This window comes from Microbacterium sp. (assembly GCF_036823965.1).
GTDB lineage: Bacteria > Actinomycetota > Actinomycetes > Actinomycetales > Microbacteriaceae > Microbacterium.
Genome location: NZ_DAITBE010000008.1, coordinates 146,303 through 168,017 on the forward strand (window position 1 = coordinate 146,303; position 21,715 = coordinate 168,017).

Genomic DNA, 21,715 nt, shown 5'->3' on the forward strand with positions numbered 1-21,715 from the left:
CGCTTCGACAGGCTCAGCGACCCAGTGGGCTGAGCGACCCAGTCGGGCTCAGCGACCCGGGAGGGCTCAGCGACCCGGGAGGTGGAGCGGGTGTACACTCGCCGGGTGTTGAAATCGAGGAGCGCCCGTGGGGCGCAGGGCGGAGGCACCGGCGCGTTCTGCGTCGGTGGCAGAGGCTGACGACCAGCCGGAGGCGGATGCCGTCTCCGGGGTCCTGTCGTATCCGGTGACCCGTTCGGGCGCCGACCTCTTCTCATCGACTCGCCGATCCGGCGAGCACCTACGAAAGCACTCATCATCATGCGTCCCATCGACGAGCGCGCCATCCGCGCATCCTTCCGCAACGCCTCTCGTAAAGAGGTCTCAGACATGAACCTCCCCGCCGGTTTCGGCGACATCGACTTCGAGAAGCTCGACTACCTCGGCTGGTCCGATCCGAAGTCGCCGCGTCGCGCCTACGTGATCATCGAGGTCGAAGACGGCTTCGCCGGCGTGCTGCTGCAGCAGGCCGAACAGCGCTTCGCGACCCGCGCCCAGTGCTCATGGTGCGATGACGTCACGCTCCGCAACGACGTGCAGCTGTTCACCGCCCGCAAGACAGGCCCTGCCGGACGCAAGGGTGACACGGTCGGGACCCTCGTATGTGCGAACTTCGACTGCTCGACGAACGTCCGCCGGCTGCCGCCGCTCGCCTACGAGGGCTTCGACCGCGAGCTCGCGCGCGACCTGCGCATCCTGCGCCTGGGTGAGCACGTCCGGGCGTTCATCGACGGGCTCGACGCCTGACGGCTACGGGTGCGGGGCCGATTCGGGGCCCGCACCCGCGTCTCGCGATCAGCGTCAGCCGACCGTCACCGCGCGCACGTGGGCGAGCGCGGGGCCGGCGAGCGCAGCGGACAGCCGCGCGAACTCGTCGAAGCTGCGCCGCCCGGGCCAGTCGTTCGGCAGCATGGCCGGTGGCAGACCGGGATCCACGTACGGCAGCACGCGCCAACCGTCGATCAGCTGCACGTAGGCGGCGAAGGGCTCGGCGGGGAGCGTTGCGAGCGACTCCTGGAACGCGCGGTGCTCGGCGCGCAGCGCGTCGAGGTCCCACCAGGTCGCTGCGGCGTCGACGAGGGCCAGTGCGGTCTGCGGCGTCGAAGCCTGGAACAGGGTGACCCACGCGCGGGCGTCGAGGTCGTCGACGATCTGAGTGACCTCGTCCTGCAGGTGCCCCGGGCAGATCCAGAGCGCCGGCGACACGATACCGGCGCCGATCCACTGCAGCCGTTTCCGCAACTGATGGCGAACGCTGCGGGCGCTCTCCGGAATCGAGAACGACACCAGGCACCAGGGATCCTCGTCGTGCATCTCGCGCATCTCGAAGATGCGACGATCGCCGAGTTCCAGCATCCGAACCGCCGCCGGGTTGAGCCGGTACCCGGCGACGCCGTCGCGTTCGGCGAGCAGCAGTCCCTTCTGCTTCAGGCGCGTGATGCCGGTGCGGGCCTGCGCGGTCGGAATGCCGAGATCCTCCGACAGCGTCACCAGATCGGCGGCCGAGATCCAGCCGCCGAGCGGACGCAGGAACAGCCCGACCACCGTGCGCAGCAGCGAGGAGGTACTGCCTGGGCGGGCGTCGACGTCGTCGAGCACCGCCGCGGCCCCGCGTGGATCGGGCGTCATGCGTTCAGCGCGTCACGGATCGCCAGCACCCCGGTGACCGTCTCCGCATACGAGGTGCTCAGCGGTGACAGCCCGAGGCGGATGCCGTCGGGGAAGCGGAAATCCGGGATGATGCCGTCGTCCCACAGCCGTGCGGTCACTGCGCGGAAATCGGGGTGCCCGATCGTGACGTGACCGCCGCGGACTGCGGCGTCGCGGGGACTCAGCAGCCGCACGCCGAGCGGGGCGAGCACCTCGTCGTACGCCTGCACGGCGAAGTCCGTCAGCGAGATCGACTTGGCCCGCACCGCATCGATCGACGCTTCCTCGATCAGGTCGAGCATGCCCTGCATCGCGAGCATCGAGGTGACCGGCGGCGTGCCGCTCAGCAGCTGTCGGATGTCGTCGGACGGCACGTACTCCGGTCCCATCGCGAAGATGTCGGCCGCACTCCACCAGCCGTGGATCGGCTGACGGAGCACGCCATGCAGACCCCGGCGCAGGTACGCGAACGCGGGCGAGCCCGGGCCGCCGTTCAGGTACTTGTACGTGCATCCGACGGCGAGGTCGACACCCCACGCATCCAGCTGCATCGGGACGACGCCGACCGAGTGGCACAGATCCCACATCATGAGCGCGCCGGCGGCGTGCACGGCATCCGTGATCGCCGGCATGTCCGCCAGCGCGCCGGAGCGATAGTCGACGTGGCTCAGCGAGACCAGGGCGGTGCGTTCTGAGACGACCGCGTCGATGTCGGCGACGGTGACGCCGTGCACCGGATCGGGCTCGAGCCAGCGGACCGTCATGCCGGTCTCGGCGGCGACCCCGGCGACCAGGAAGCGGTCGGTCGGGAAGTTGCCGGCCTCCATCACGATCTCGGTGCGGGTGTTCGAGGCGCCGGGTCCCTGTGCGGCCCCGTCGGGTCCCTGAGCCGCCCCGTCGGGTCCCTGAGCCTGTCGAAGGGCCGCGCGCAGCAGCTTGTAGATGAGCACGCTGGTCGAGTCGGCCACGACGGTCTGTCCGGCGGCCGCGCCGAGGGCGAGCGCGCCGATGCGGTCGCCCAGCTCCATCGGCAGCGCCATCCACTGCTCGTCCCAGGAGCGGATGAGCCTGGTGCCCCAGTCCTCGCGCACGAACCGTGCGATCTTCTCGGGGATGTCTCGCAGCGGACGCCCGAGCGAGTTGCCGTCGAGGTAGGCGCTGACGCCCGGCGCCTCGGCGAAGGCATCCAGGTGCGCACGCAGCGGATCGGCGGCATCGAGTTCGCGGGCGCGGTCGAGGAGATCGGTCATGTCACACCTTCAGGTCGTCGGCGGTGAGGGGGCGGGCGTGCAACGGATCGGCGGTCGCTGGCGTCGCGCCGGGGAAGAACAGCAGGACGGATGCCGGATCGAGCGGGTCGACCGGAGCGAGCGCCTGGAGCAGTGCCGTGTCGTCGAGACCGGCGTCCCGGAGCGCAGCGAGCTCGCCCGCGTTGAGGCCCACCGGCGTCGGGCCGTTGCCCATATCGGTGCCGTAGCGGAGTATGCCGCCGGCGGCATGGAAGCGTCGCACGTTGTCGAGGGCGATCGTCAGGTCGGCGCCGCTGTGGATCGCGAGCGTCGAGATCCACGAGACGGATGCCGCCTGCTCGGCGATCTCCGCGTCATCGAGTCGCTCGGTGAACGGTGCGTGCGCGAGCTGGGTGGCGCCGAGCCGCGCTGCGCGCTGCGCCTGGCCCCGACCCTCCGTGTGGGCGACCACCGGGAGGCTGCGCGCCGCGGCGAGCTCGACGATCGTGCGGAAGAGTGCGTCGTCGAACACCGGCCCCGCATGCGCGTTGCTCGCGACCTTGATACGGCGTGCACCGGCATCCGCCATCTCGGTGATCGCGACGGCTGCAGCATCCGCATCAGCGATCTCGCGCACCGAGCCGGCTGGCGCCCACTCCCGGTCGGACGGATAGCCGCCCACCGGCGTCAGGAACGCACCTGCGAATGCGATATCGACCGCACCGGCCCCGAGCCGAACCACGACCTCGGGATTCGCGCCGAGGTCGACCACGCGGCCGAGCGTCGAACCTGCGAGCAGCATGTGATCGACGAGCTGCAGATGCACGTGGTGGTCGGTGTACCCGCCGCTGATCACGCCGTCGAGGCGCGGCGGATCGGCCGTCGGCTCGAGGTCGCTCAGACGGACCCGCCCATCGACGAGGCCGGCCGTGCCCGCTCGCCATGCTTCGCCATCGAAGTACGTGACGGCGTGCATCAGCCGCCGATCTCCGTCCGCACCGTGTAGAGCTCGGGGAAGAAGGTGAGGTCGAGGGCGCGCTGCAGGAAGCCCACGCCGCTGGATCCGCCGGTGCCGACCTTCATGCCGATCGTGCGGGCGACGGTCTTCAGGTGGCGGAAGCGCCAGAACTGGAAGTTGTCCTCGAGGTCGACGAGGTCTTCACACGCCTCGTACAGGTCCCAGTGCTCCTGGTGGTGCTGGTAGATCTCGCGGATCGCCGGTACCAGCTCGGCCGTCTCGCGATACGGCTGGCGCACGTCGCGGTCGAGGATCGAGGCGGGGATGGGGAGTCCGCGGCGCGAGGCGTAGCGCAGGAACTCGTCGTACAGCGTCGGCTTCTCCCACTCGGCGGTGAGCAGCGCGAGGTTCGCCGGGTGGTCGCTGAAGACGCTGAGCATCTTCTCGTTCTTGTTGCCGAGCGCGAACTCCACCGCGCGGTACTGCACGGACTGGAAGCCGGATGAGCTGCCGAGGGCGCCGCGGAACTGCGCGTATTCGGTGGGGGTGAGCGTCGCGAGGATCGCCCACTGCTGCGTCATCACGTCCTGGATCTTCTTGACGCGTGCCACGCGCTTCAACGCTTCGCGCAGATCGTCGCTGGCGAGCAGTTCGCGGGCCGATGACAGCTCGTGCAGCAGCTGCTTGAGCCAGAGTTCGGTGGTCTGATGCTGGATGATGAACAGCAACTCGTCGTGGTGCTCGGGAACGCTGACCGGATGCTGCGCCGTGAGCAGCTGGTCGAGCGAGAGGTACGAGCCGTAGCTCATCCGCCCTGACATGTCGGTGACGATGCCGGCTTCGAGTGCGCGCTCGTTCTCGGTGCTCATGGGTCGCTTCCTGTCGTGACGGACAGATAGAACATATAACAATTCTGTCGACCGTCACAATGATGAAATATGGGAAGCCTTCCTCGACGGCGAGGCGCCCGGTGGATACCGTCGGCATATGGGCGACAGCATCGAGGCGCAGACGTTCACGCGCCAGGACCGTACGCAGTTCCGCGCCAAGGCCGAGCGGTGCCTCGACGCCCTGGCATCCATGCTCGCGGACGGCCGATTCGCGACCGTGGACGCCCCTGACTCGCAGCTCGGTCTGGAGATCGAGCTGAATCTCGTCGACGAGCACGGCGCTCCGGCCCGCGGGAACGAAACGGTGCTCGACGCGATCGCGTCTCCGGCATTCCAGACGGAACTCGCGCGGTTCAATGTCGAGATCAACGTGGCGCCTCGACCGATCGGCGGCGGGCATCTCCAGGAGCTCGAGACGGTGCTGCGCGGCTCGCTCGAAGTCGCCGATCGTCGGGCGCGGTCCGCCGGCAGCGGTCTGGCCATGATCGGGATGCTTCCGACGCTCGACGAGACGCACTTCACCGAGCGCTGGTTCTCGGCCGATCCCCGATACAGCCTGCTCGGTCAGCAGATCCTCTCGGCGCGGGGCGAGGACATCGAGTTGCAGCTCGACGGTGTCGCACTGGGCGATGACCGGCCGGCCGAGCAGCTCGCGATGGTCTGCGACACGATCCTGCCCGAGGCCGCCTGCACCTCCGTGCAGCTGCATCTGCAGGTCGCACCCGAGTCGTTCGCCGCGTACTGGAATGCGGCGCAGGCGATCGCCGGTGTGCAGGTGGCGCTGGCTGCGAACTCCCCATTCTTCGCGGGCAAGGCGCTGTGGCACGAGACGCGGATCCCGATGTTCGAGCAGGCCACCGACACCCGTCCGCAGGAGCTGAAGAACCAGGGTGTGCGTCCCCGCGTCTGGTTCGGCGAGCGATGGGTCACGTCGATCTTCGACCTCTTCGAGGAGAACTCGCGGTACTTCCCCGCGCTGCTGCCCGTGACCTCGGATGAGGATCCCTTCGAGGCGCTGGACGAGGGGCGCGCACCGGAACTCGCCGAGCTGCGCATGCACAACGGCACCGTCTATCGCTGGAACCGTCCGATCTACGATGCCGAGAGCGGCACAGCGCATCTGCGCCTCGAGAACCGGGTGCTCCCGGCGGGACCGAGCGTCGTCGACGTGGTGGCGGATGCCGCGTTCTACTACGGTCTGGTGCGCAGCATGGCCGAGGCCGACCGCCCCATCTGGACGCAGATGACCTTCGACGCAGCCGCGGAGAACCTGCGCGCCGCCGCACGCGGCGGCATCGACTCGCGGTTGTACTGGCCGGAGGTCGGCTGGATCAGCCCGCGAGAACTGGTGCTGCGTCGGCTGTTGCCTGCGGCGGCCGAGGGATTGGACGCGTACGGCGTCGACCCCGAGGTCCGTGATCGGTATCTCGGCATCATCGAGCAGCGCTGCCTCACCGGACGGAACGGCGCGGTCTGGCAGCGGGAGAACGTCTCGGCTCGCGAGCGCGCCGGCGCGTCACGGCCTGAGGCGCTGCACGGCATGCTCGCGGACTATCTGGAGCGGATGCAGGCCGGCGAGCCCGTGCACACCTGGACGCACTGACGCTCGGGCCCCTGCTGTCCTGCGTGCGTGCTCACAGCGCGGGCGTTCGCGGCGGCGGAGTGCGCCGAGTTCCAGGAGCGCCGATCGCCTCGAATGCCGCGGCCAGCCGGAGCAGCGCCGTGTCGTCGTAGGCGCGCCCGGCGAACGTCAGCCCGATGGGCATGCCGATGTCGGCCATGACGCCCATCGGCACCGTGACGGTCGGGATGCCGAGGTGCCGCACGGTGAGATTGCCGTTCGCGATCCACGTCCCGTTGCGCCAGCCGAGGTCGGCGGATGCCGCGTGCACGTCCATGTCGGCCGGGCCGACGTCGGCCACCGCGGGGAACACGACGGCGTCCAGTCCGAGCCCGTCCATCCATTCCTCGAGGTCGATGCGACGGGTCTCTTCGAGCCCGCGGAGTCCGTCGGGGAGCTCGGGCATCTCGGTGAACGAGGCGCCGGGATGCGTGCGCACCCAGCCCGGGTACTCGGCGATGTCGTCGTCGAAGCCGGTGTAGCGGTCGGGGAGTGCGCCGTGCGGATGCGGGAAGATCGTGGCGCCGTCGACCTCGGCCAGCGTGTGCAGCGTCGAGTCGCCGTTCGCCTGCAGGAAGTCCTCCCACGCCCACGCCGACAGGTCGACGATCTCGCGCTGCAGATACTCGGGCGTCACGAGTCCACGGGTCATGATCGTCGGCGCGCCAGGACGGTCGCCCTCGTAGTTCGACACCACAGGGAAGTCGACCTCGACGACCGTCGCTCCGGCGGCCTCGAGGTCACGGCGGGCCCCCTCCCAGCGCTCGATCACCGAGGCGCGGGTCTCGATGCGCTGCCCCGTGGGGCCGCCGATGCCGGGCGCGTCGGCGGTGCCGGCCTCCGGATCCGCGTTGATGTACATGCGCGGGATGCCGATGCGCTCGCCGCGGAGAGCCGCTGTCGCGTGGACCGACAGCTCGGGATACGACGCCGGGCGCACCTCGGACGACACGGGCAGCGACACCCACGGTTGCGCGCGCCAGAAGTCCCCGCGCACCTCGGTGTCGTCGGCGACGATCACGTCGAGCACCTCGAGCAGGTCGGCCATCGTGCGGGCGTGCGGTACGACGACGTCCATGGTCGGCACGAGCGGCCAGTTGCCGCGGGTCGAGATCACGCCGCGGGACGGGGTGTACGCGCAGAGGGCGTTGTTCGTGGCGGGACCGCGGCCGCTCGACCAGGTCTCCTCGCCCAGGCCGAAGGCCCCGAAACTCGCCGCCGTCGCCGTGCCTGAGCCGTTCGAAGAGCCCGAGGCGAAGGGCGCGGTGAGGAACTCGGCGTTGTACGGACTCTCGGCGCGGCCGTAGACGCCGCGCTGCATGCCGCCGTTCGCCATCGGGGGCATGTTCGTCAGCCCGAGGCAGATGGCTCCGCCTGCACGCAGCCGCTCGATCGTGAACGCGTCGCGCTGTGCCACGAGCTCGGCGAACGCGGGGCTGCCGGCCGCAGCGGTGAGTCCACGCACGAGGTAGCTGTCCTTCGCGGTGTACGGGATGCCGTCGAGGGGCCCGAGCGTCTCGCCACGGGCACGGCGGGCATCGGATGCCGCGGCCTCAACCTCGGCATCCGGATTGGTCACGACGACCGCGTTCAGCGTGGTTGCGGTGTCCAGCGCGTCGAAGGCCGCGATGCGCGCCCGGTAGGCGGCGACGAGCTCGACCGCGGTCGTGTCGCCGCGCTCGAGTGCGCCGCGCAGGTCGGCGATCGACGCCTCCGCCACCTCGAAGGCGGTCATGCGACTGCCGGCTGCTGCTGCGTGATGCAGTGGATGCCGCCGCCGCGGTCGAACAGCGGACGGGCATCCACCGTGACCACTCGGCGCCCTGGGTACGCCGCCGCGAGGATCTCCCGCGCCGCGGCATCCGCCCGGTCCTCGCCGAAGCCGCACGCGACCACACCGTCGTTCGTGACGAGGTGGTTGACGTAGCTCCAGTCGACGAAGCCCTCGTGGTCGCGGAGTGCCTGGGGGGCAGGGAGCGCCAGCACCTCGAAGCGGCGGCCGGCAGCGTCCGTCTGCTGCTCGAGGTGCGCGCGCAGGTCGCGGGTGACCGCGTGGTCCGGGTGCGCTGGATCCTGCTGCTCGTGCAGCAGCAGCGTGCCTGGCGAGGTGATGGTCGCGACGATGTCGACGTGTCCGTTGGTGCCGAAGTCGTCGTAGTCGCGGGTGAGTCCGCGGGGGAGCCACACCGCCTTGGTCGCGCCGATCGTGCGGGCCATCTCGGCCTCGACGCGCTGTCGGTCGGCGAAGGGATTGCGTCGAGGGTCGAGCTGCACGGTCTCCGTCAGCAGCACGGTGCCCTCGCCGTCGACGTGGATGCCGCCGCCTTCGTTCACGAGCGTCGAACTGACCAGCTCGGCGCCCACGGCTCCGGCCACGATGCGCGCGTGCTCCGCGGCCTTGCGCCACTCGGCCCAGTCCGGCGCGCCCCAGCCGTTGAAGATCCAGTCGACAGCGCCGAGTACTCCCGGGCGCTCGTCGTCGACCACGAAGGTGGGTCCGGAGTCGCGCATCCAGAACTCGTCGACGGGTGCTTCGACGATCTCGATGCCGCCGCTCAGCATCCGCCTGGCCCGCGGGACCTCGCTCGGATCGACGACCATCGTGACCGGCTCGAACTCGGCGACCGCGTGTGCGACCGCGGTCCAGGCGGCGTAGCCCTCTTCGCGCTCGGCATCGGTCTCGCCCAGCGTCTGACCCTCGGCGGGGAAGGCCATCCAGGTGCGCTCATGATGTGCTGTCTCTGCGGGCATTCGCCAGGCCATCGTGGTCTCCTCGCAACGGATCCGGTTATTGAACATGCGATCAACAGGTGCTACGGTAACCCGTGATGAACACGACGTCAAGAGTCACGAGCCCCAGGCGGATGTCGCCTGAGCAGCGCGACCGATCGATCCTCGACGGGGCGATCGGCCTCGCTCGCGAGAGCGGTCTGGAGAGCCTGACGGTTCGGGCCGTGGCGCAGCGAGTGGGCGTGACTCCGGCGCTGATCGCGCACTACCGCCCGGTCATGGACGCATTCCTCGCCGACGTGTTCGGCGAGATCGTGGGGGCCGAGCGTGTCGAGGTGATGGCCGACTTCGACCCGGACCGCGGTGTGCGCGACAACCTCTTCCACATGGTCGAGACGCTGCTCGACGGCGACCGCGACGACGTCACGCTCGTGTGGGTGCAGGCCTGGGCGCTCGGCGTGCGCAACGAGACCCTCGCAGCGCGCGTGCGCACCGAGATGGACCTGTGGCAGAGCGCGATCGAGGAGCACCTCGCCGCGGCCGTCGCCACCGGGGAGATCGCGGCATCCCGAACCGACACCGCCGCCTGGCTGCTGCTCGCGATGGTCGACGGCATGAACGCGCACTCGCTCGTGAAGTGGGCCCCGCACGACCGCGCCGATCTCGCCCGCCGCGCACTCTCGGTCGCCCTCGACCACGCAGACGATTCCCTCAACTCCCCGAGAACCTAAGGAAGCACCATGGATGCTGTGCGCATGCACGCGGCCTCTGCCGAGTCGACCGCGATCATCGACGCCGTGCTCGACTACTCGCGGCGGCGGATGCTGGCCGCCGACGTGCCGCTCGACAAGCCGCAGACCGAGGCGGAGCTGAACCGACTGATCGGCGCCACGATCACGGACGCCGGACTCGGAGCGAACCGGGCGCTCAGTCTGTTCGAGCACGTGCTCGCCCCGGCCTGTCTGACGACGAGTCATCCGCTGTACCTGTCGTTCATCCCGACCGCGCCGACCATGGCCGCGATCGCGTTCGACCTGGTCGTGTCAGCATCCGGGCTCTACGGCGGCAGCTGGCTCGAAGGCGCCGGCGCCGTGCATGCCGAGAACGAGGTGCTGTCGTTCCTCGCCGCCGAGTTCGGGCTCCCGGAGACCGCCGGCGGCGTGTTCGTCCAGGGCGGCACGATCGGCAACCTCTCGGCGCTGGTCGCCGCCCGCGAGGCCGCGAAGGCGCGCCTGCTCGAGGCCGACAAGGAGCTGCCGAGGCGATGGAAGATCGTCTGCAGCGTCGAGGCGCACTCCTCGAACACGTCAGCCGCGCGGGTCATGGACGCCGACGTGCTGCTGGTGCCGGCGGGCGACGACGGCGTGCTGCGGGCGGATGCCGTGCGCGCAGCGCTGGCCGAGCACGGTGACGAGATCTGCGCGGTCGTCGCGACCGGCGGCTCGACGAACTTCGGGATCGTCGACGACATCGAAGGCATCGCCGCGCTGAAGGACGAGTTCGACTTCTGGCTGCACATCGACGGCGCCTACGGGCTCACGGCCATGCTCGCTCCGGAAGGCAGGCACATCTTCGCCGGCGTCGAGCGTGCCGACTCGGTCATCGTCGACCCGCACAAGTGGCTGTTCGCGCCGTTCGACTGCTGCGCCCTGATCTACCGCGACCCCGACAACGGACGCCGCGCACACACGCAGCATGCCGAGTATCTCGACATCCTCACCGACGTCGACGAGTTCAGCCCTTCCGACTACTCGATCCAGCTCACACGGCGCCCGCGCGGCCTGCCGATGTGGTTCTCGCTCGCGACCTACGGGGTGACGGCGTACCGCGATGCGGTCAGCGCCACGATCGCCCTGACCAGGCGCATCGCCGACGAGATCGCCCGCCGCCCGGAGCTGCGCCTGGTGCGCGACCCGCAGCTCTCGGTGGTCGTGTTCGAGCGCGACGGCTGGGATCGTGCCGACTACGACCGCTGGTCGGCCGCACTCCTCGACACGCAGCACGCCTTCGTGGTGCCGAGCTCGCACCAGGGTCGCCCGAACACGCGCTTCGCCATCCTGAACCCGCTGACCACCTTCGACGACCTCGTCGGCATCCTCGACACGATGAAGTAGGCGAACGCCCGGGTCACGATCAGCGGACCCGGTCCCGATCAGCCGACGGATTCGCACGATTCCTCAGCGGATCGGGACGACCTCCGCGGATCGGGACGACCTTCGCGGATCGGGACCGAACCCCGCGCGCGACGTGCAGGGAGAAATGCGGGTTGCAGGAGCATCCGGCCCGATTCTCCCTGCAGGTCGCACATCTCCCTGCAGGTCGCACCGGCTGAGGGCAGGCCGGACAGGCGGATGCCGTCAGCGCGTCGTGTGCGCATTCAGGAACTCGATCGTCTGCTGCAGGGCGGTCTGCGCATCCGGCAGGTCGAGGTGGAACTGGTACTCGTGCGGCAGCTGCGGCTCGTGCGGCGCCGGCCAGAACCGGGTCGTCACGTCGACGCCGAGCTCGTCGAGGCGCTGCGCCATCGGGATCGACTGCAGCCAGGTGAGGCCGTCGCCGTTGCCGCCAGAGATGTACGTCGTCGGGAAGTCCTTCGTGACCCAGTCGACCGTCGACATGGTGGCGCCGGTCGAGTCCTCGGCCCAGGTCTTGGTGCCCGAGTACGCCCACATCGCCGATTTGAAGCCCCAGCCGGCGATGCCGTCGAGGCGGGCGAGGGCGGCGAGGTCGTACACGCCGCAGTTCAACACGGTCGCGACGAGCTGTTCGGCCGCGATCGCGGGCGTGATGTCCATGATCTCGGCGTAGGCGGTGCTCGTGATGAGCGTCGCCATCTGGCTGGCCAGCTGCGCGCCGGCCGAGTCGCCCGCGAGCACGATCTGGTCGGCGTCGACGCCCAGCTCGTCGGCGTGCTCGTCGATGTACGCGAGCGCGTCATTGAGCTGGTGCACGGCGAGCGGGTACACGCCCTCCGGTCCGATCGTGTAGTTCACCGCGATGGTCGTGAAGCCCTCGGCGGCGAGGATGCGCAGGTACGGGTCGACGTTCTCCTTCGCCCCCGAAATCCAGGCGCCGCCGTGGATCCAGACGACGGTCGGCAGCGGCCCGGTGGCGGATGCCGGAGTGAACACGTCCATCGTGGTGTCGGCGCCCGCGTCGCCGTATGCGACATCGAGCTGCTCGGTGAGCTTCGTATCGGGGACGTGCTTGTCCATCTCGGCAGCGGTCTCATCGCCGCCCTTCGTGAACACGGCGCGGATCAGCATCGCCGAGGGCCATGGCGTGAGCGATCCGATGATCGCGATCACCGCGGCGACGGCGACCACGATCCCGACGGCGATCTTCGTGCGTCGCCACGGTCGTCGCGCCTTTCTCGGGTGCTCGGACTCTTCGGCGTGCGCGCTGATGCTCAATGGAACCCCTCCCTGCGCATCAGTGTGCCAGTATTCCGGTTCCGCGCACGAGCACGAGTGTCACATGCATGAGCAGGGGACGGATGCACGAGGAATGTGCACGTTTCCTCGTGCATCCGTCGGGTCCTCGTGCAGCTGTCGGTGAGGAGCTCGGTACTCGGACACAGCGACACCTTTCAGTGCACTCCAAGGTTCAGAGTGCAATATTGCACTCTATGAACGACAGTGCAGGTTCACTGCGGGATCTCCGGAAGCGCGAGACCATCCGCTCACTCACCGACATCGCGCGTCGGCTCACGATCGAACACGGCTTCTCGGGCTTCACGGTCGAAGACGTGTGCGCCGAGGCCGGGGTCTCCCGCCGCACCTTCTTCAACTACTTCGAGAGCAAGGAGAATGCGGTCTTCGGCTTCACCGAGATCGATCCGCGCCTGGTCGAGCTGGACGAGGAGTTCGTGGCGATGGAGGGCGATCTGCTCGACGACTTCGTCACGATCATGCTCCGCCGGTGGGCACTGCTCGACCCGCTGTCGGATGCTCCGGCGCTGATGTCCGTGATCGAGAACGAGCCGCGGCTGCTCCGAGGCGCCTTCGAGCGTCTGGCGGAGAACGAGCGCCGCGACGTCGCGCTCATCGTCCGCCGCGAGGGGGAGGGCGAGACGCTGCGCGCCGAGGTCGTCGTGCACATGACCGGCGCGCTGGTGCGCATGGCCGTCGACCAGTTGCTCCACCACCACTCCACCGAGTCCATCGAAGACCTCGTCCTGCGACGGCTCGACATCGCTCGCGCCGCGTTCGCACCGGCATCCGATCCTTCGCCCGCATCTCCTCCCGCCCTGAACTCTGCACCGACCTCCGCCCCGAAAGAAGACTGAATGTCCGCCACCGCAACCAAGGATGCGCCGTTCCTGCTCACCAAGCGCCGCATCTGGATCATCTTCAGCGCCCTGATCGCCGGGATGCTGCTGTCCAGCCTCGATCAGACGATCGTCTCGACCGCCATGCCGACCATCGTCGGCGAGCTCGGCGGCGTCGACCACCAGGTCTGGATCACCACCGCCTACCTGCTCGCGACCACGATCGTCATGCCGATCTACGGCAAGTTCGGTGACGTGCTCGGGCGCCGCAACCTGTTCCTCGTCGCGATCGCCCTCTTCACGCTCGCCTCGGTCGGCTGCGCCTTCGCCAGCGACTTCTGGATGTTCGTCGTCTTCCGTGCCCTGCAGGGACTGGGCGGCGGCGGTCTGATGATCCTCTCGCAGGCGATCATCGCCGACATCGTGCCTGCCAACGAGCGAGGCAAGTACATGGGTCCGCTCGGGGCCGTCTTCGGCCTCTCCGCCGTCGCCGGTCCGCTGCTCGGCGGATTCTTCGTCGACCACATGACCTGGCAGTGGGCGTTCTACATCAACATCCCGGTCGGCGTCGCGGCATTCATCATCGCGCTCGTCGCCCTGAAGCTGCCGAGCAAGAAGGCTGAGAAGCCGATCGACATCTTCGGCGTGATCTTCCTCTCGATCGCCACGACCTGCCTCATCTTCTTCACCGACTTCGGCGGCGACAAGGAGTTCGGCTGGTCGTCGATGGCAACCTGGGCGTGGGGCGCCGGCCTGATCGTCGCTGCCACGGCATTCGTGATCACCGAGTCGCGTGTGCAGGACCCGATCATCCCGCTGAGCCTGTTCCGCAACCCGATCTTCATCAACGCCACCGCGATCGGACTCGTGCTCGGCATCGGGATGTTCGCCGCGATCGGCTTCGTGCCGACCTTCCTGCAGATGTCGTCCGGCACCTCGGCCGCCGAATCCGGCCTGCTGATGATCCCGATGATGGTGGGGCTGATCGGCACGTCGATCTTCTCCGGCATCGCGATCTCGAAGACCGGGAAGTACAAGATCTACCCGATCATCGGCACGATCCTCACCGGTATCGCGATGGTCTCGATGACGACGCTCTCGGCCGAGACGCCCATCTGGCTGATCTGCGTCTTCCTGTTCGTGTTCGGCGCAGGGCTCGGCCTGATCATGCAGGTCGTCGTGCTGGTCGTGCAGAACGCGGTCCCGTCGAACGAGATCGGTACCGCGACGAGCACGAACAACTACTTCCGCGAGGTCGGCGCATCGCTGGGCACCGCGGTGTTCGGCACGCTCTTCACGACGCGACTGACCGAGAACCTCGTCGGAGTGTTCGCCGGTGCCGGAGCATCCGCCGACGACGCCGCGCAGTCGGCAGCGACGATCGACCCCGCCACGCTCAACGCCCTCCCGGACGAGGTTCGCGACGGCATCGTGACGGCATACGCGGATGCGCTGGCGCCAGTGTTCTGGTACCTCGTGCCGTTCATCGTGCTGGCGCTCGTGCTCTCGCTGTTCCTCAAGCAGATCCCGCTCTCCGACCAGGCCGGCCTCGTGGCCCGCGGCGAGGCGATCTCGGGCGAGGAGGCGGAGCGGCTCGAGGCCGAGCAGCGGTCGGGTTCCCGCTCGGGCGCCGCTGCGACGCTGACAGCCGCGCGGCCGGAGTCGGCGACCGAGCGGAGCGACGAGGGCGGAGACGCCGAGCAGACGGAACGCTGACGCGACCCTGTCCGCCTCGCAATCGGCCGGCCCCGCTCACTTCGGTGGGCGGGGCCGTTCCCGTGTCACGTGGCCAGTCCGGCGATCAGCCGCCGCAGGCCGTACTCGAATGCGCGGTCGACGTCACCGCCGAGCCGGAAGGCGCCCGACAGCTCCATCTGCAGGAACCCCGTCGCCCAGGCGGTGAAGAGGCGTGCGGCATCGAGGGCGTCGTCCTCGCCGACGAGGGCGGTCGTCGCGCGGATGAGCGGTGCGGCCGAGCGCTGCAGCGCCTCGTGCGGAGCGGCAGCGCTGAACATGAGGCGGAAGGCCTCCGGATGCTGCTGGGCGAAGCCGCGGTACGCCTGCGCGATCTCGGCGATGTCGGCATCCGTGGCATCGAGGCGAGCGGTCAGTTCGTCGATCGCCGACTCGGCGATCGCGGAGAGCAGGGCATCGCGGTCACGGACCCGCTTGTAGAGCGAGGGGGCGCGCACGCCCACCCTGGTGGCGACGGCCTGCATCGTGACACTCGCAGGCCCCGTGGCGTCGAGGATCTCGCGGCCGGCGGCGATGATCTGGTCGAGCGAGGTCCGGTCGGGTGTCGGCATGACGTCTCCTTGATAGCTATTGACAATAGCCATGATAGCTACGTAACGTAGCCATCGCAATCATCCTGAGAGGATCCGCCATGAAGCTCGCACCGCACCTGCGCCGTCTCGGCAACGACATCGTCGCCTCGTACCTCATCGATCTCCCAGAGGGCATCACCCTGATCGACGCCGGTCTCCCCGGCCACTGGAATGACCTCACGCGCGAACTCGCCGAGCTCGGGCGACCGATGTCCGATATCCGCGGACTCGTGCTGACGCACGGCGACGGCGATCACATCGGGTTCGCCGAACGACTGCGTCGAGAGGTCGGGGTGCCCGTGTTCATCCACTCGGCCGACGCGCATCGCGTGCGCACCGGCGAGAAGCCGAAGACGGCGATGGGACCGGCGCGGATCGGCCCGACACTCGGCTTCTTCGCCTACGGCATCCGCAAGAACGCGCTGCGCACGCCGCACGTGTCCGAGGTGACCGAGGTCGCCGATGGCGACGTGCTCGATCTGCCGGGTGCTCCCGTCGTGATCGGGATGCCAGGACACTCGCCAGGGAGTATCGCAGTGCACGTGCCGGCCGCGGATGCCGTGTTCGTCGGCGACGCCCTCACGACCCGTCACGTGCTCACGGGACGCACGGGCGCCCAGCCCGCTCCGTTCACGGATGAGCCCGCCGACGCGCTGGCGTCACTCGACCGCCTCGCCGAGGTCTCCGCATCCTGGGTGCTGCCGGGGCATGGGGCGCCGTGGCACGGATCGCCGGCCGATATCGCGGCCGCGGTGCGCGCGGCGGGCTGACGGAGATCGCGATCGGCGGATGGGCTCACGTTTCGCGGACGCATTCGTCGGATCGGTCCGCCGATCGTGACAATCCCCGCTGTTCGTGACCCGAGAGGGCGCACCTCAGCGCCCGGCGAGCACCGTGGCCGTATCGGAGACGGTGATCTGCGGGGGATAGAGCCCCATCACCTGCAGGGCAGCCGCGTGGTTCTCGGCGCTCGAGCCGGCGCAGGCGTCGGCGGCGACGGTGACGTGCGCTCCTGCATCCGCTGCGGCCAGCGCGGTCGAGATCACGCAGCAGTCCGTCGAGACGCCGGCGAGCACGACGTGCGCGCCGTGACCGACCACCGCCTCGATCTCGGCGCCCCACTTGCCGAAGGACGGCAGGTCGAGGGTCGGATGCTGCGACAGCTCGGCCGCCTCGGGAACCAGGTCGAACAGCGGATCGGTCGGGGGCTGGTCAGCGAACGGCCACGCGGCGAAGTACTCGCCCCATGATGTGGAGCGGTCGGCCGTCGGCATCCATCTGGTCACCAGTACCCGCTCGCCGAAGCATGCGGCCAGTGCGCTGATCCGCGGGATCGCCTCCGCGAAGAACGGCGATGCCCACGCGGAGTCAGGCGACGCGAAGATCGCCTGCGGGTCGATCACGACCAGCCACGCGCCCTGGGTTCCTGCATCCGCCCCGTGGGTCCCTGCATCCGCCCCGCGGGTCCCTGCATCCGCCCCGCGGGTCCCTGAGCCTGTCGAAGGGCCAGTCACACCTGCTCCTGTCGCCGGATCTTCGCGGCCCGCGCGAAGTACGTGACGAGGAACGACAGCACGAGCGCGAAGAAGACGCCGAGGTTCGCGTATGCCCAGTCGCCGTCCTTGCCGCCGATCAGGAACAGCAGGTATCCCTGCCAGTTGTTCCAGGCGGCGTCCTCGGCGAAGTTGTTCACGACGAGGCCCCAGCCGATCACGCTGGTGACGACCATGGTGCCGATCGAGGTCCAGTCCCAGGCGCCGTATCGGCCCCGGCTGTCGAACAGGGCCTCCTCGTCGTAGTTCTTCTTCCGGCGCAGGATGTCGGCGATCAGGATGCCGGCCCACGAGGCGAGCGGCACCCCGAGCGTGATGAGGAAGCTCTGGAACGGTCCGAGGAAGTCGGTCGCGACGAACACGACGAAGATAGTGCCGATCGTGAGGATGACGCCGTCGATCGCGGCGGCCGAGGGGCGGGGGATGCGGATGCCGAGGCTCAGCAGCGTCAGTCCCGAGGAGTAGATGCCGAGCACCGCGCCCGACACGAGCGCGAGCACCGCGGTGAGCAGGAACGGCACGAGCACCCAGACCGGCAGGATCGAGGCGAGGGCGCCGATCGGGTCTGCTGCGATCGCGTTCATGAGGTCGTCGTTCGAGCCGCCGAGCAGCAGTCCGAACACCACGAGGATCACCGGTGCCACCGAGCCGCCGATCGTGTTCCAGGCGACGATCGCTCCGTCGGACGCCGTGCGCTTCTGGTAGCGCGACCAGTCGGCTGCGATGTTGATCCAGCCGAGTCCGAAGCCGGTCATCACCATGACGAGGGCGCCGATCACCTGACCGATGCCGCCATCAGGGCGAGCCATGACCGCTGCGAGATCGACCTGCGGCGCCGCGAGGATGATGTAGAGCACGGTCACGACGCCGGTGATCCAGGTCAGCACCGACTGCATCCGCATGATGGTGTGATACCCGAGCACGGACGCCGCGACGATGAGCGCGGCGACGATCACGGTGGCGATGATCTTCACCACGACGCTGTCGCCGTCGCCGCCGAGCTGCGTGATGACGGTCGCTGTCGCCAGCACGGCGAGGATCGCGAGGAAGGTCTCCCAGCCGATCGAGGTCAGCCACGAGACGATGCCTGGCACTTTCTGCCCCTGCACGCCGAACGCCGCGCGCGACAGCACCATGGTCGGCGCTGAGCCGCGCTTGCCGGCGATCGCGATGAGTCCGCACAGCAGGAACGACACCACGATGCCGATGATCGACACCACCGTCGCCTGCCAGAACGAGATGCCGAAGCCCAGCACGAACGACCCGTACGACATGCCGAACACCGAGACGTTCGCTGCGAACCACGGCCAGAAGAGGTCGCGAGGCTTCGCGGTCCGCTCGGATTCGGGGATGATCTCGATGCCCGCACGCTCGATGAGAGCCGGCTTGATGTCCGTCATGTGGACATCTTGGCACTGCCGAGCAGGCAGTGGGCGCGCACGCGGGGTCAGGCCGTGAAGAACGACTCCGCGGTGCGGGAGAGGTCGTAGAGGTCGGAGACGCCTGCGAGCTCACGGGCGGAGTGCATCGACAGGATCGGGATGCCGACGTCGACCGTGCGGATGCCGAGGCGCGTCGCCGTGATCGGGCCGATCGTCGTGCCGCACGGGACGGCGTTGTTCGACACGAACTCCTGGGTGTTCACGCCGACGCGCTCGCACCACGTGCGCCATGCGGCCGTGCCGACGGCATCCGTCGCGTAGCGCTGGTTGGCGTTGATCTTGAGGATCGGACCCGACCCGAGCACCGGCTGCACGACCGGATCGTGCTTCGCGATGTAGTTCGGGTGCACCGAGTGGCCGACGTCGCTCGACAGGCACCATGACGACGCGTATGCCTGGCGGCGTTCCGAGGCGTCGGCGCCGAGTCCGGCGTACATGCGCTCGAGCACGTCCTCGAGGAACGGGCCGGCTGCGCCGGAGCGCGACTCGGAGCCGAGCTCCTCGTGGTCGAAGGCGGCGAACACGGCGATCGGGGCCTTCGAGCGCGGCGTCCGATCGGCGATCTCGATGATCGCGACAGCGCCGGCGTGCACCGAGGCGAGGTCGTCGAGGCGACCGGCCGCGAAGAAGGCGTCGTCCTTGCCGAACACGGCGCCGCGGGCGGAGTCCGCGATCACGACGTCGTAGCCGCGGACGTCGGATGCCGAGACATCCGCCGAGGCTGCGAGCTCCGCGAGGATGTCGGCCTGCGTCGGGTCGCCGAGGCCCCAGACGGGCTGCGTCTCGGTCTGCTTGTCCAGGGAGAGGCCGTTGTTGACGCCGCGGTCCAGGTGGATCGCGAGCTGCGGCAGACGCAGCAGCGGGCCGGTGTCGGCGAGCACGACCCGGCCGTCCGCGAGGGCGAGGCGTCCGGAGAGTCGCAGCTCCCGGTCGAGCCAGGAGTTCAGCAGCGGACCGCCGTAGACCTCCACGGCCGCCTGCAGCCAGCCGCGTGCACCGGTCGTCGGCTGCGGCTTGAGCTTGAATCCGGGGGAGTCGGTGTGCGCACCGAAGATGTGCGAGGGAGTGGTGGCCGCGGCATCCGTCGGCACGACCCAGGCGATCGTCGCGCCGTCTCGCACCACCACGAAGCGTCCGCCGGCCTGCGCCGGCCACGACTCCTCCTCCTGCAACCGGGTGAAGCCTGCTGCTTCGAGGCGGCGTGCGACCTCCGCTGCGGCGTGGTAGCTCGACGGTGCGGCGGCGATGAAGTCGGCGAGATCGTCGGCGTGGGCGAGTGCGACCGGGGTGATGGGCATGGGTGCCTTCCTGGATTTCGGGCGTGCTTCGAGCGTAGTCGCGGAGGTTGTGCGATTCGCGCGGGGCCTGGCGCGTCGAGGTCGTTTGCCTCGCGTTCACATCCCGGAGTTATGGTGATCTCGATAGCGCCTAGGGTTCCGGGGTTCGCGCCCGACTGGTCCGAGCGGCGCCACGGTTCTCCTCCGCAGGAGAGCCGTCATCTGACAGGACAAAAGCCCGGAGGACCCTGTTCGTCGCGCCCCGCGATGGATGGAAGGGTCTGCACCGTGTCTCCTCTCGCCTTCGTCCTCGTGTTCGGCGCCGCCCTCTCGCACGCGGCGTGGAACATCATCGCGCACGGCATCAGCAGGGCCGGGGCCACGTTCCTCTGGTGGGGCGCCGTCGCGAGCACGGTCGTCTGGATCGGCGCCGTGCCGTTCACCGGCGGACTCGGCACGGACGACCTCGGGTCGTTCGCACTCGGCGTCTCGGTGTCGGCGGTGCTGCACGTGGCCTACATGGCAGTGCTGCAGCGCGGCTATCGCGAGGGCAACCTCTCGACCGTGTACGCGACCGCGCGCGGCACCGGCCCGTTCCTGTCGGTGATCGTCGCAGTGCTGATCCTGGGGGAGCGGCCCTCCGCGATCGCGCTGATCGGCGTCGCCGCGGTGATCGTCGGGGTGGTCGCGATCGGTCTCGTCGACCGTGGTCGGGGCGCCGGCAGGCGGCGCGGTCTCGACCTCGGTCTCGTGTTCGGTCTGCTCACCGGTGTCGCGATCGCGACGTACACGATCTGGGACGCGCACGTCGTGCGCACCTGGGAGCTGTCGCCCGTCGCCTTCATGGTGGGGACGACGCTGCTGCAGGTGCCGTTCTACTCGATCGCGGTGCGACACCGATGGGATGCCGTGTGGGCGCTGGGCCGTGCGCAGTGGCGGCGGATCGTCGTGTTCGGGGTGCTGTCTCCGCTGTCGTACATCCTGGTGCTGACCGCGATTCAGATCGCTCCGGTCGCGCTCGTCGCGCCGCTGCGAGAGGTCAGCGTCGTGCTCGTGAGCCTGTTCGGGGTCTTCGTGCTGCGTGAGTCGCGGCCGGGGTGGCGGATCGCCGCGTCGCTGGTCGTGGTGGGTGGGATCGTGCTGCTGGCGGTGTGAGGCCGGTCGTTGTGGCTTCCCTCACACGCATGACGTCGAGGTCGTTCCCCAGTTCCCCCAGGCGAGGGCCTTCACGCACAGCACCGGGGAGTAGATCATCTTCGACCACGACGCCGACCCGTTGTTCGAGCTGTACCCCTGTGTGTATCCGGTCTGCTGCACGGCCTTCACGTTCGAGGTGACCAGACCCACGCGCGCCCAATTCGTCTGGCACGCCTGTGACCATCGGATCTCGACGATCGTGCTCGTCCCGGGGATGAAGTTGTGAGCGACGGTGTATGCATCTGCCGCGCACCCGCTGCTCTGCGGGTCCTTCCCCGAACACGCGTCACGGCTGCACGTGACTGCCGCGGCAGCTGGACTCGGTGCCGCGGCGAACACCGCGGACAGAATCAGCATCGCCACGATGATGCCTTGGCTGAACAGCTTCTTCATCGCTCACTCCATTCTCGGGAGGACCGTCGAGCGGCGGTCGTGGGGCCAGTGTTCCACGGGCGGTGGTGTCAGGGCGGGTTGCGCGGATCGCATTCTGGAATATTGGTTTGGTCTGGGGTTTTCGGGGTGGGAATGTCGG

General features: G+C 69.0%; 20 protein-coding genes. 8 read left to right on the top strand and 12 right to left on the bottom strand.

The genetic code is table 11. The features are described 5' to 3' along the window. The first annotated feature begins 300 nt into the window (after nucleotides 1–300). Nucleotides 301–786, top strand: coding sequence for an FBP domain-containing protein (locus tag V7Z82_RS14345; RefSeq protein ID WP_334152215.1), 486 nt, complete (start codon nucleotides 301–303; stop codon nucleotides 784–786). A 54-nt stretch (nucleotides 787–840) separates the two neighbouring features. Here V7Z82_RS14345 and V7Z82_RS14350 read toward each other — a convergent pair whose 3' ends face one another. The 4 genes from V7Z82_RS14350 to V7Z82_RS14365 are packed head-to-tail and all read right to left on the bottom strand — an operon-like array spanning nucleotide 841 to nucleotide 4,745. Beyond that, nucleotides 841–1,668 carry a PaaX family transcriptional regulator gene (locus tag V7Z82_RS14350; RefSeq protein WP_334152216.1) on the bottom strand — a complete coding sequence of 276 codons (828 nt, stop codon included), beginning with the start codon at nucleotides 1,666–1,668 and terminating at the stop codon, nucleotides 841–843. Further along, nucleotides 1,665–2,939 carry a kynureninase gene (locus V7Z82_RS14355; RefSeq protein WP_334152217.1) on the bottom strand — a complete coding sequence of 425 codons (1,275 nt, stop codon included), beginning with the start codon at nucleotides 2,937–2,939 and terminating at the stop codon, nucleotides 1,665–1,667. The genes V7Z82_RS14350 and V7Z82_RS14355 overlap by 4 nt, the downstream gene beginning before the upstream one ends. Nucleotide 2,940: 1 nt before the next feature. Then, nucleotides 2,941–3,894: an amidohydrolase family protein gene (locus V7Z82_RS14360; protein WP_334152218.1), complete on the bottom strand. Its 954-nt coding sequence runs from the start codon at nucleotides 3,892–3,894 to the stop codon at nucleotides 2,941–2,943. After that, nucleotides 3,894–4,745, bottom strand: coding sequence for a tryptophan 2,3-dioxygenase (locus V7Z82_RS14365; RefSeq protein WP_334152219.1), 852 nt, complete (start codon nucleotides 4,743–4,745; stop codon nucleotides 3,894–3,896). Before V7Z82_RS14365 ends, V7Z82_RS14360 begins: the two co-directional genes overlap by 1 nt. Nucleotides 4,746–4,863: 118 nt before the next feature. Here V7Z82_RS14365 and V7Z82_RS14370 point away from each other — a divergent pair, with 118 nt between their 5' ends. Further along, nucleotides 4,864–6,369, top strand: a complete 1,506-nt coding sequence (locus V7Z82_RS14370) for a glutamate-cysteine ligase family protein (RefSeq protein ID WP_334152220.1) — start codon at nucleotides 4,864–4,866, stop codon at nucleotides 6,367–6,369. A gap of 31 nt (nucleotides 6,370–6,400) precedes the next feature. Here the strand turns inward: V7Z82_RS14370 and V7Z82_RS14375 are convergent, their stop codons facing one another. Then, a complete protein-coding gene (locus V7Z82_RS14375) occupies nucleotides 6,401–8,122 on the bottom strand; it encodes an amidase (protein WP_334152221.1) in 1,722 nt (573 codons plus the stop codon). Beyond that, nucleotides 8,119–9,150 carry an agmatine deiminase family protein gene (locus V7Z82_RS14380; RefSeq protein WP_334152222.1) on the bottom strand — a complete coding sequence of 344 codons (1,032 nt, stop codon included), beginning with the start codon at nucleotides 9,148–9,150 and terminating at the stop codon, nucleotides 8,119–8,121. Before V7Z82_RS14380 ends, V7Z82_RS14375 begins: the two co-directional genes overlap by 4 nt. A gap of 101 nt (nucleotides 9,151–9,251) precedes the next feature. Between V7Z82_RS14380 and V7Z82_RS14385 the strand changes: the two genes are divergently transcribed. Both V7Z82_RS14385 and V7Z82_RS14390 read left to right on the top strand, forming a co-directional pair. Continuing rightward, nucleotides 9,252–9,848 (top strand): TetR/AcrR family transcriptional regulator, encoded by a 597-nt coding sequence (locus tag V7Z82_RS14385; protein ID WP_334152223.1) that lies wholly within the window; start codon nucleotides 9,252–9,254, stop codon nucleotides 9,846–9,848. Nucleotides 9,849–9,857: 9 nt separating this feature from the next. Then, nucleotides 9,858–11,231, top strand: a complete 1,374-nt coding sequence (locus tag V7Z82_RS14390) for a pyridoxal phosphate-dependent decarboxylase family protein (protein ID WP_334152225.1) — start codon at nucleotides 9,858–9,860, stop codon at nucleotides 11,229–11,231. Between the two features lie 243 nt (nucleotides 11,232–11,474). Here V7Z82_RS14390 and V7Z82_RS14395 read toward each other — a convergent pair whose 3' ends face one another. Next, on the bottom strand, nucleotides 11,475–12,530 hold the full coding sequence (locus tag V7Z82_RS14395) for an alpha/beta hydrolase (RefSeq protein WP_334152226.1): 1,056 nt from the start codon (nucleotides 12,528–12,530) through the stop codon (nucleotides 11,475–11,477). A 215-nt stretch (nucleotides 12,531–12,745) separates the two neighbouring features. Between V7Z82_RS14395 and V7Z82_RS14400 the strand changes: the two genes are divergently transcribed. Both V7Z82_RS14400 and V7Z82_RS14405 read left to right on the top strand, forming a co-directional pair. Continuing rightward, a complete protein-coding gene (locus V7Z82_RS14400) occupies nucleotides 12,746–13,405 on the top strand; it encodes a TetR/AcrR family transcriptional regulator (RefSeq protein ID WP_334152227.1) in 660 nt (219 codons plus the stop codon). Further along, nucleotides 13,406–15,103, top strand: coding sequence for an MDR family MFS transporter (locus V7Z82_RS14405; RefSeq protein ID WP_334152228.1), 1,698 nt, complete (start codon nucleotides 13,406–13,408; stop codon nucleotides 15,101–15,103). It begins immediately after the preceding gene. A gap of 65 nt (nucleotides 15,104–15,168) precedes the next feature. Here V7Z82_RS14405 and V7Z82_RS14410 read toward each other — a convergent pair whose 3' ends face one another. After that, nucleotides 15,169–15,693: a TetR/AcrR family transcriptional regulator gene (locus V7Z82_RS14410; protein ID WP_334152229.1), complete on the bottom strand. Its 525-nt coding sequence runs from the start codon at nucleotides 15,691–15,693 to the stop codon at nucleotides 15,169–15,171. An 80-nt stretch (nucleotides 15,694–15,773) separates the two neighbouring features. Here V7Z82_RS14410 and V7Z82_RS14415 point away from each other — a divergent pair, with 80 nt between their 5' ends. Further along, entirely contained in the window at nucleotides 15,774–16,484 is a 711-nt protein-coding gene (locus tag V7Z82_RS14415; RefSeq protein ID WP_334152230.1) for an MBL fold metallo-hydrolase, read from the top strand. Between the two features lie 105 nt (nucleotides 16,485–16,589). On the opposite strand, the gene V7Z82_RS14420 is transcribed toward V7Z82_RS14415, so the two are convergent. The 3 genes from V7Z82_RS14420 to V7Z82_RS14430 form a co-directional block, all read right to left on the bottom strand. Further along, nucleotides 16,590–17,123 carry a cysteine hydrolase family protein gene (locus V7Z82_RS14420; protein ID WP_334152239.1) on the bottom strand — a complete coding sequence of 178 codons (534 nt, stop codon included), beginning with the start codon at nucleotides 17,121–17,123 and terminating at the stop codon, nucleotides 16,590–16,592. A gap of 101 nt (nucleotides 17,124–17,224) precedes the next feature. Further along, nucleotides 17,225–18,667: a purine-cytosine permease family protein gene (locus V7Z82_RS14425; RefSeq protein WP_334152231.1), complete on the bottom strand. Its 1,443-nt coding sequence runs from the start codon at nucleotides 18,665–18,667 to the stop codon at nucleotides 17,225–17,227. Nucleotides 18,668–18,714: 47 nt separating this feature from the next. Then, a complete protein-coding gene (locus tag V7Z82_RS14430; RefSeq protein ID WP_334152232.1) occupies nucleotides 18,715–20,007 on the bottom strand; it encodes a M18 family aminopeptidase in 1,293 nt (430 codons plus the stop codon). Nucleotides 20,008–20,274: 267 nt separating this feature from the next. On the opposite strand from V7Z82_RS14430, the gene V7Z82_RS14435 reads away from it, so the two are divergent. Continuing rightward, a complete protein-coding gene (locus V7Z82_RS14435; protein ID WP_334152233.1) occupies nucleotides 20,275–21,141 on the top strand; it encodes an EamA family transporter in 867 nt (288 codons plus the stop codon). A gap of 21 nt (nucleotides 21,142–21,162) precedes the next feature. On the opposite strand, the gene V7Z82_RS14440 is transcribed toward V7Z82_RS14435, so the two are convergent. Continuing rightward, nucleotides 21,163–21,576: a DUF2690 domain-containing protein gene (locus tag V7Z82_RS14440; RefSeq protein WP_334152234.1), complete on the bottom strand. Its 414-nt coding sequence runs from the start codon at nucleotides 21,574–21,576 to the stop codon at nucleotides 21,163–21,165. Nucleotides 21,577–21,715 lie beyond the last annotated feature (139 nt).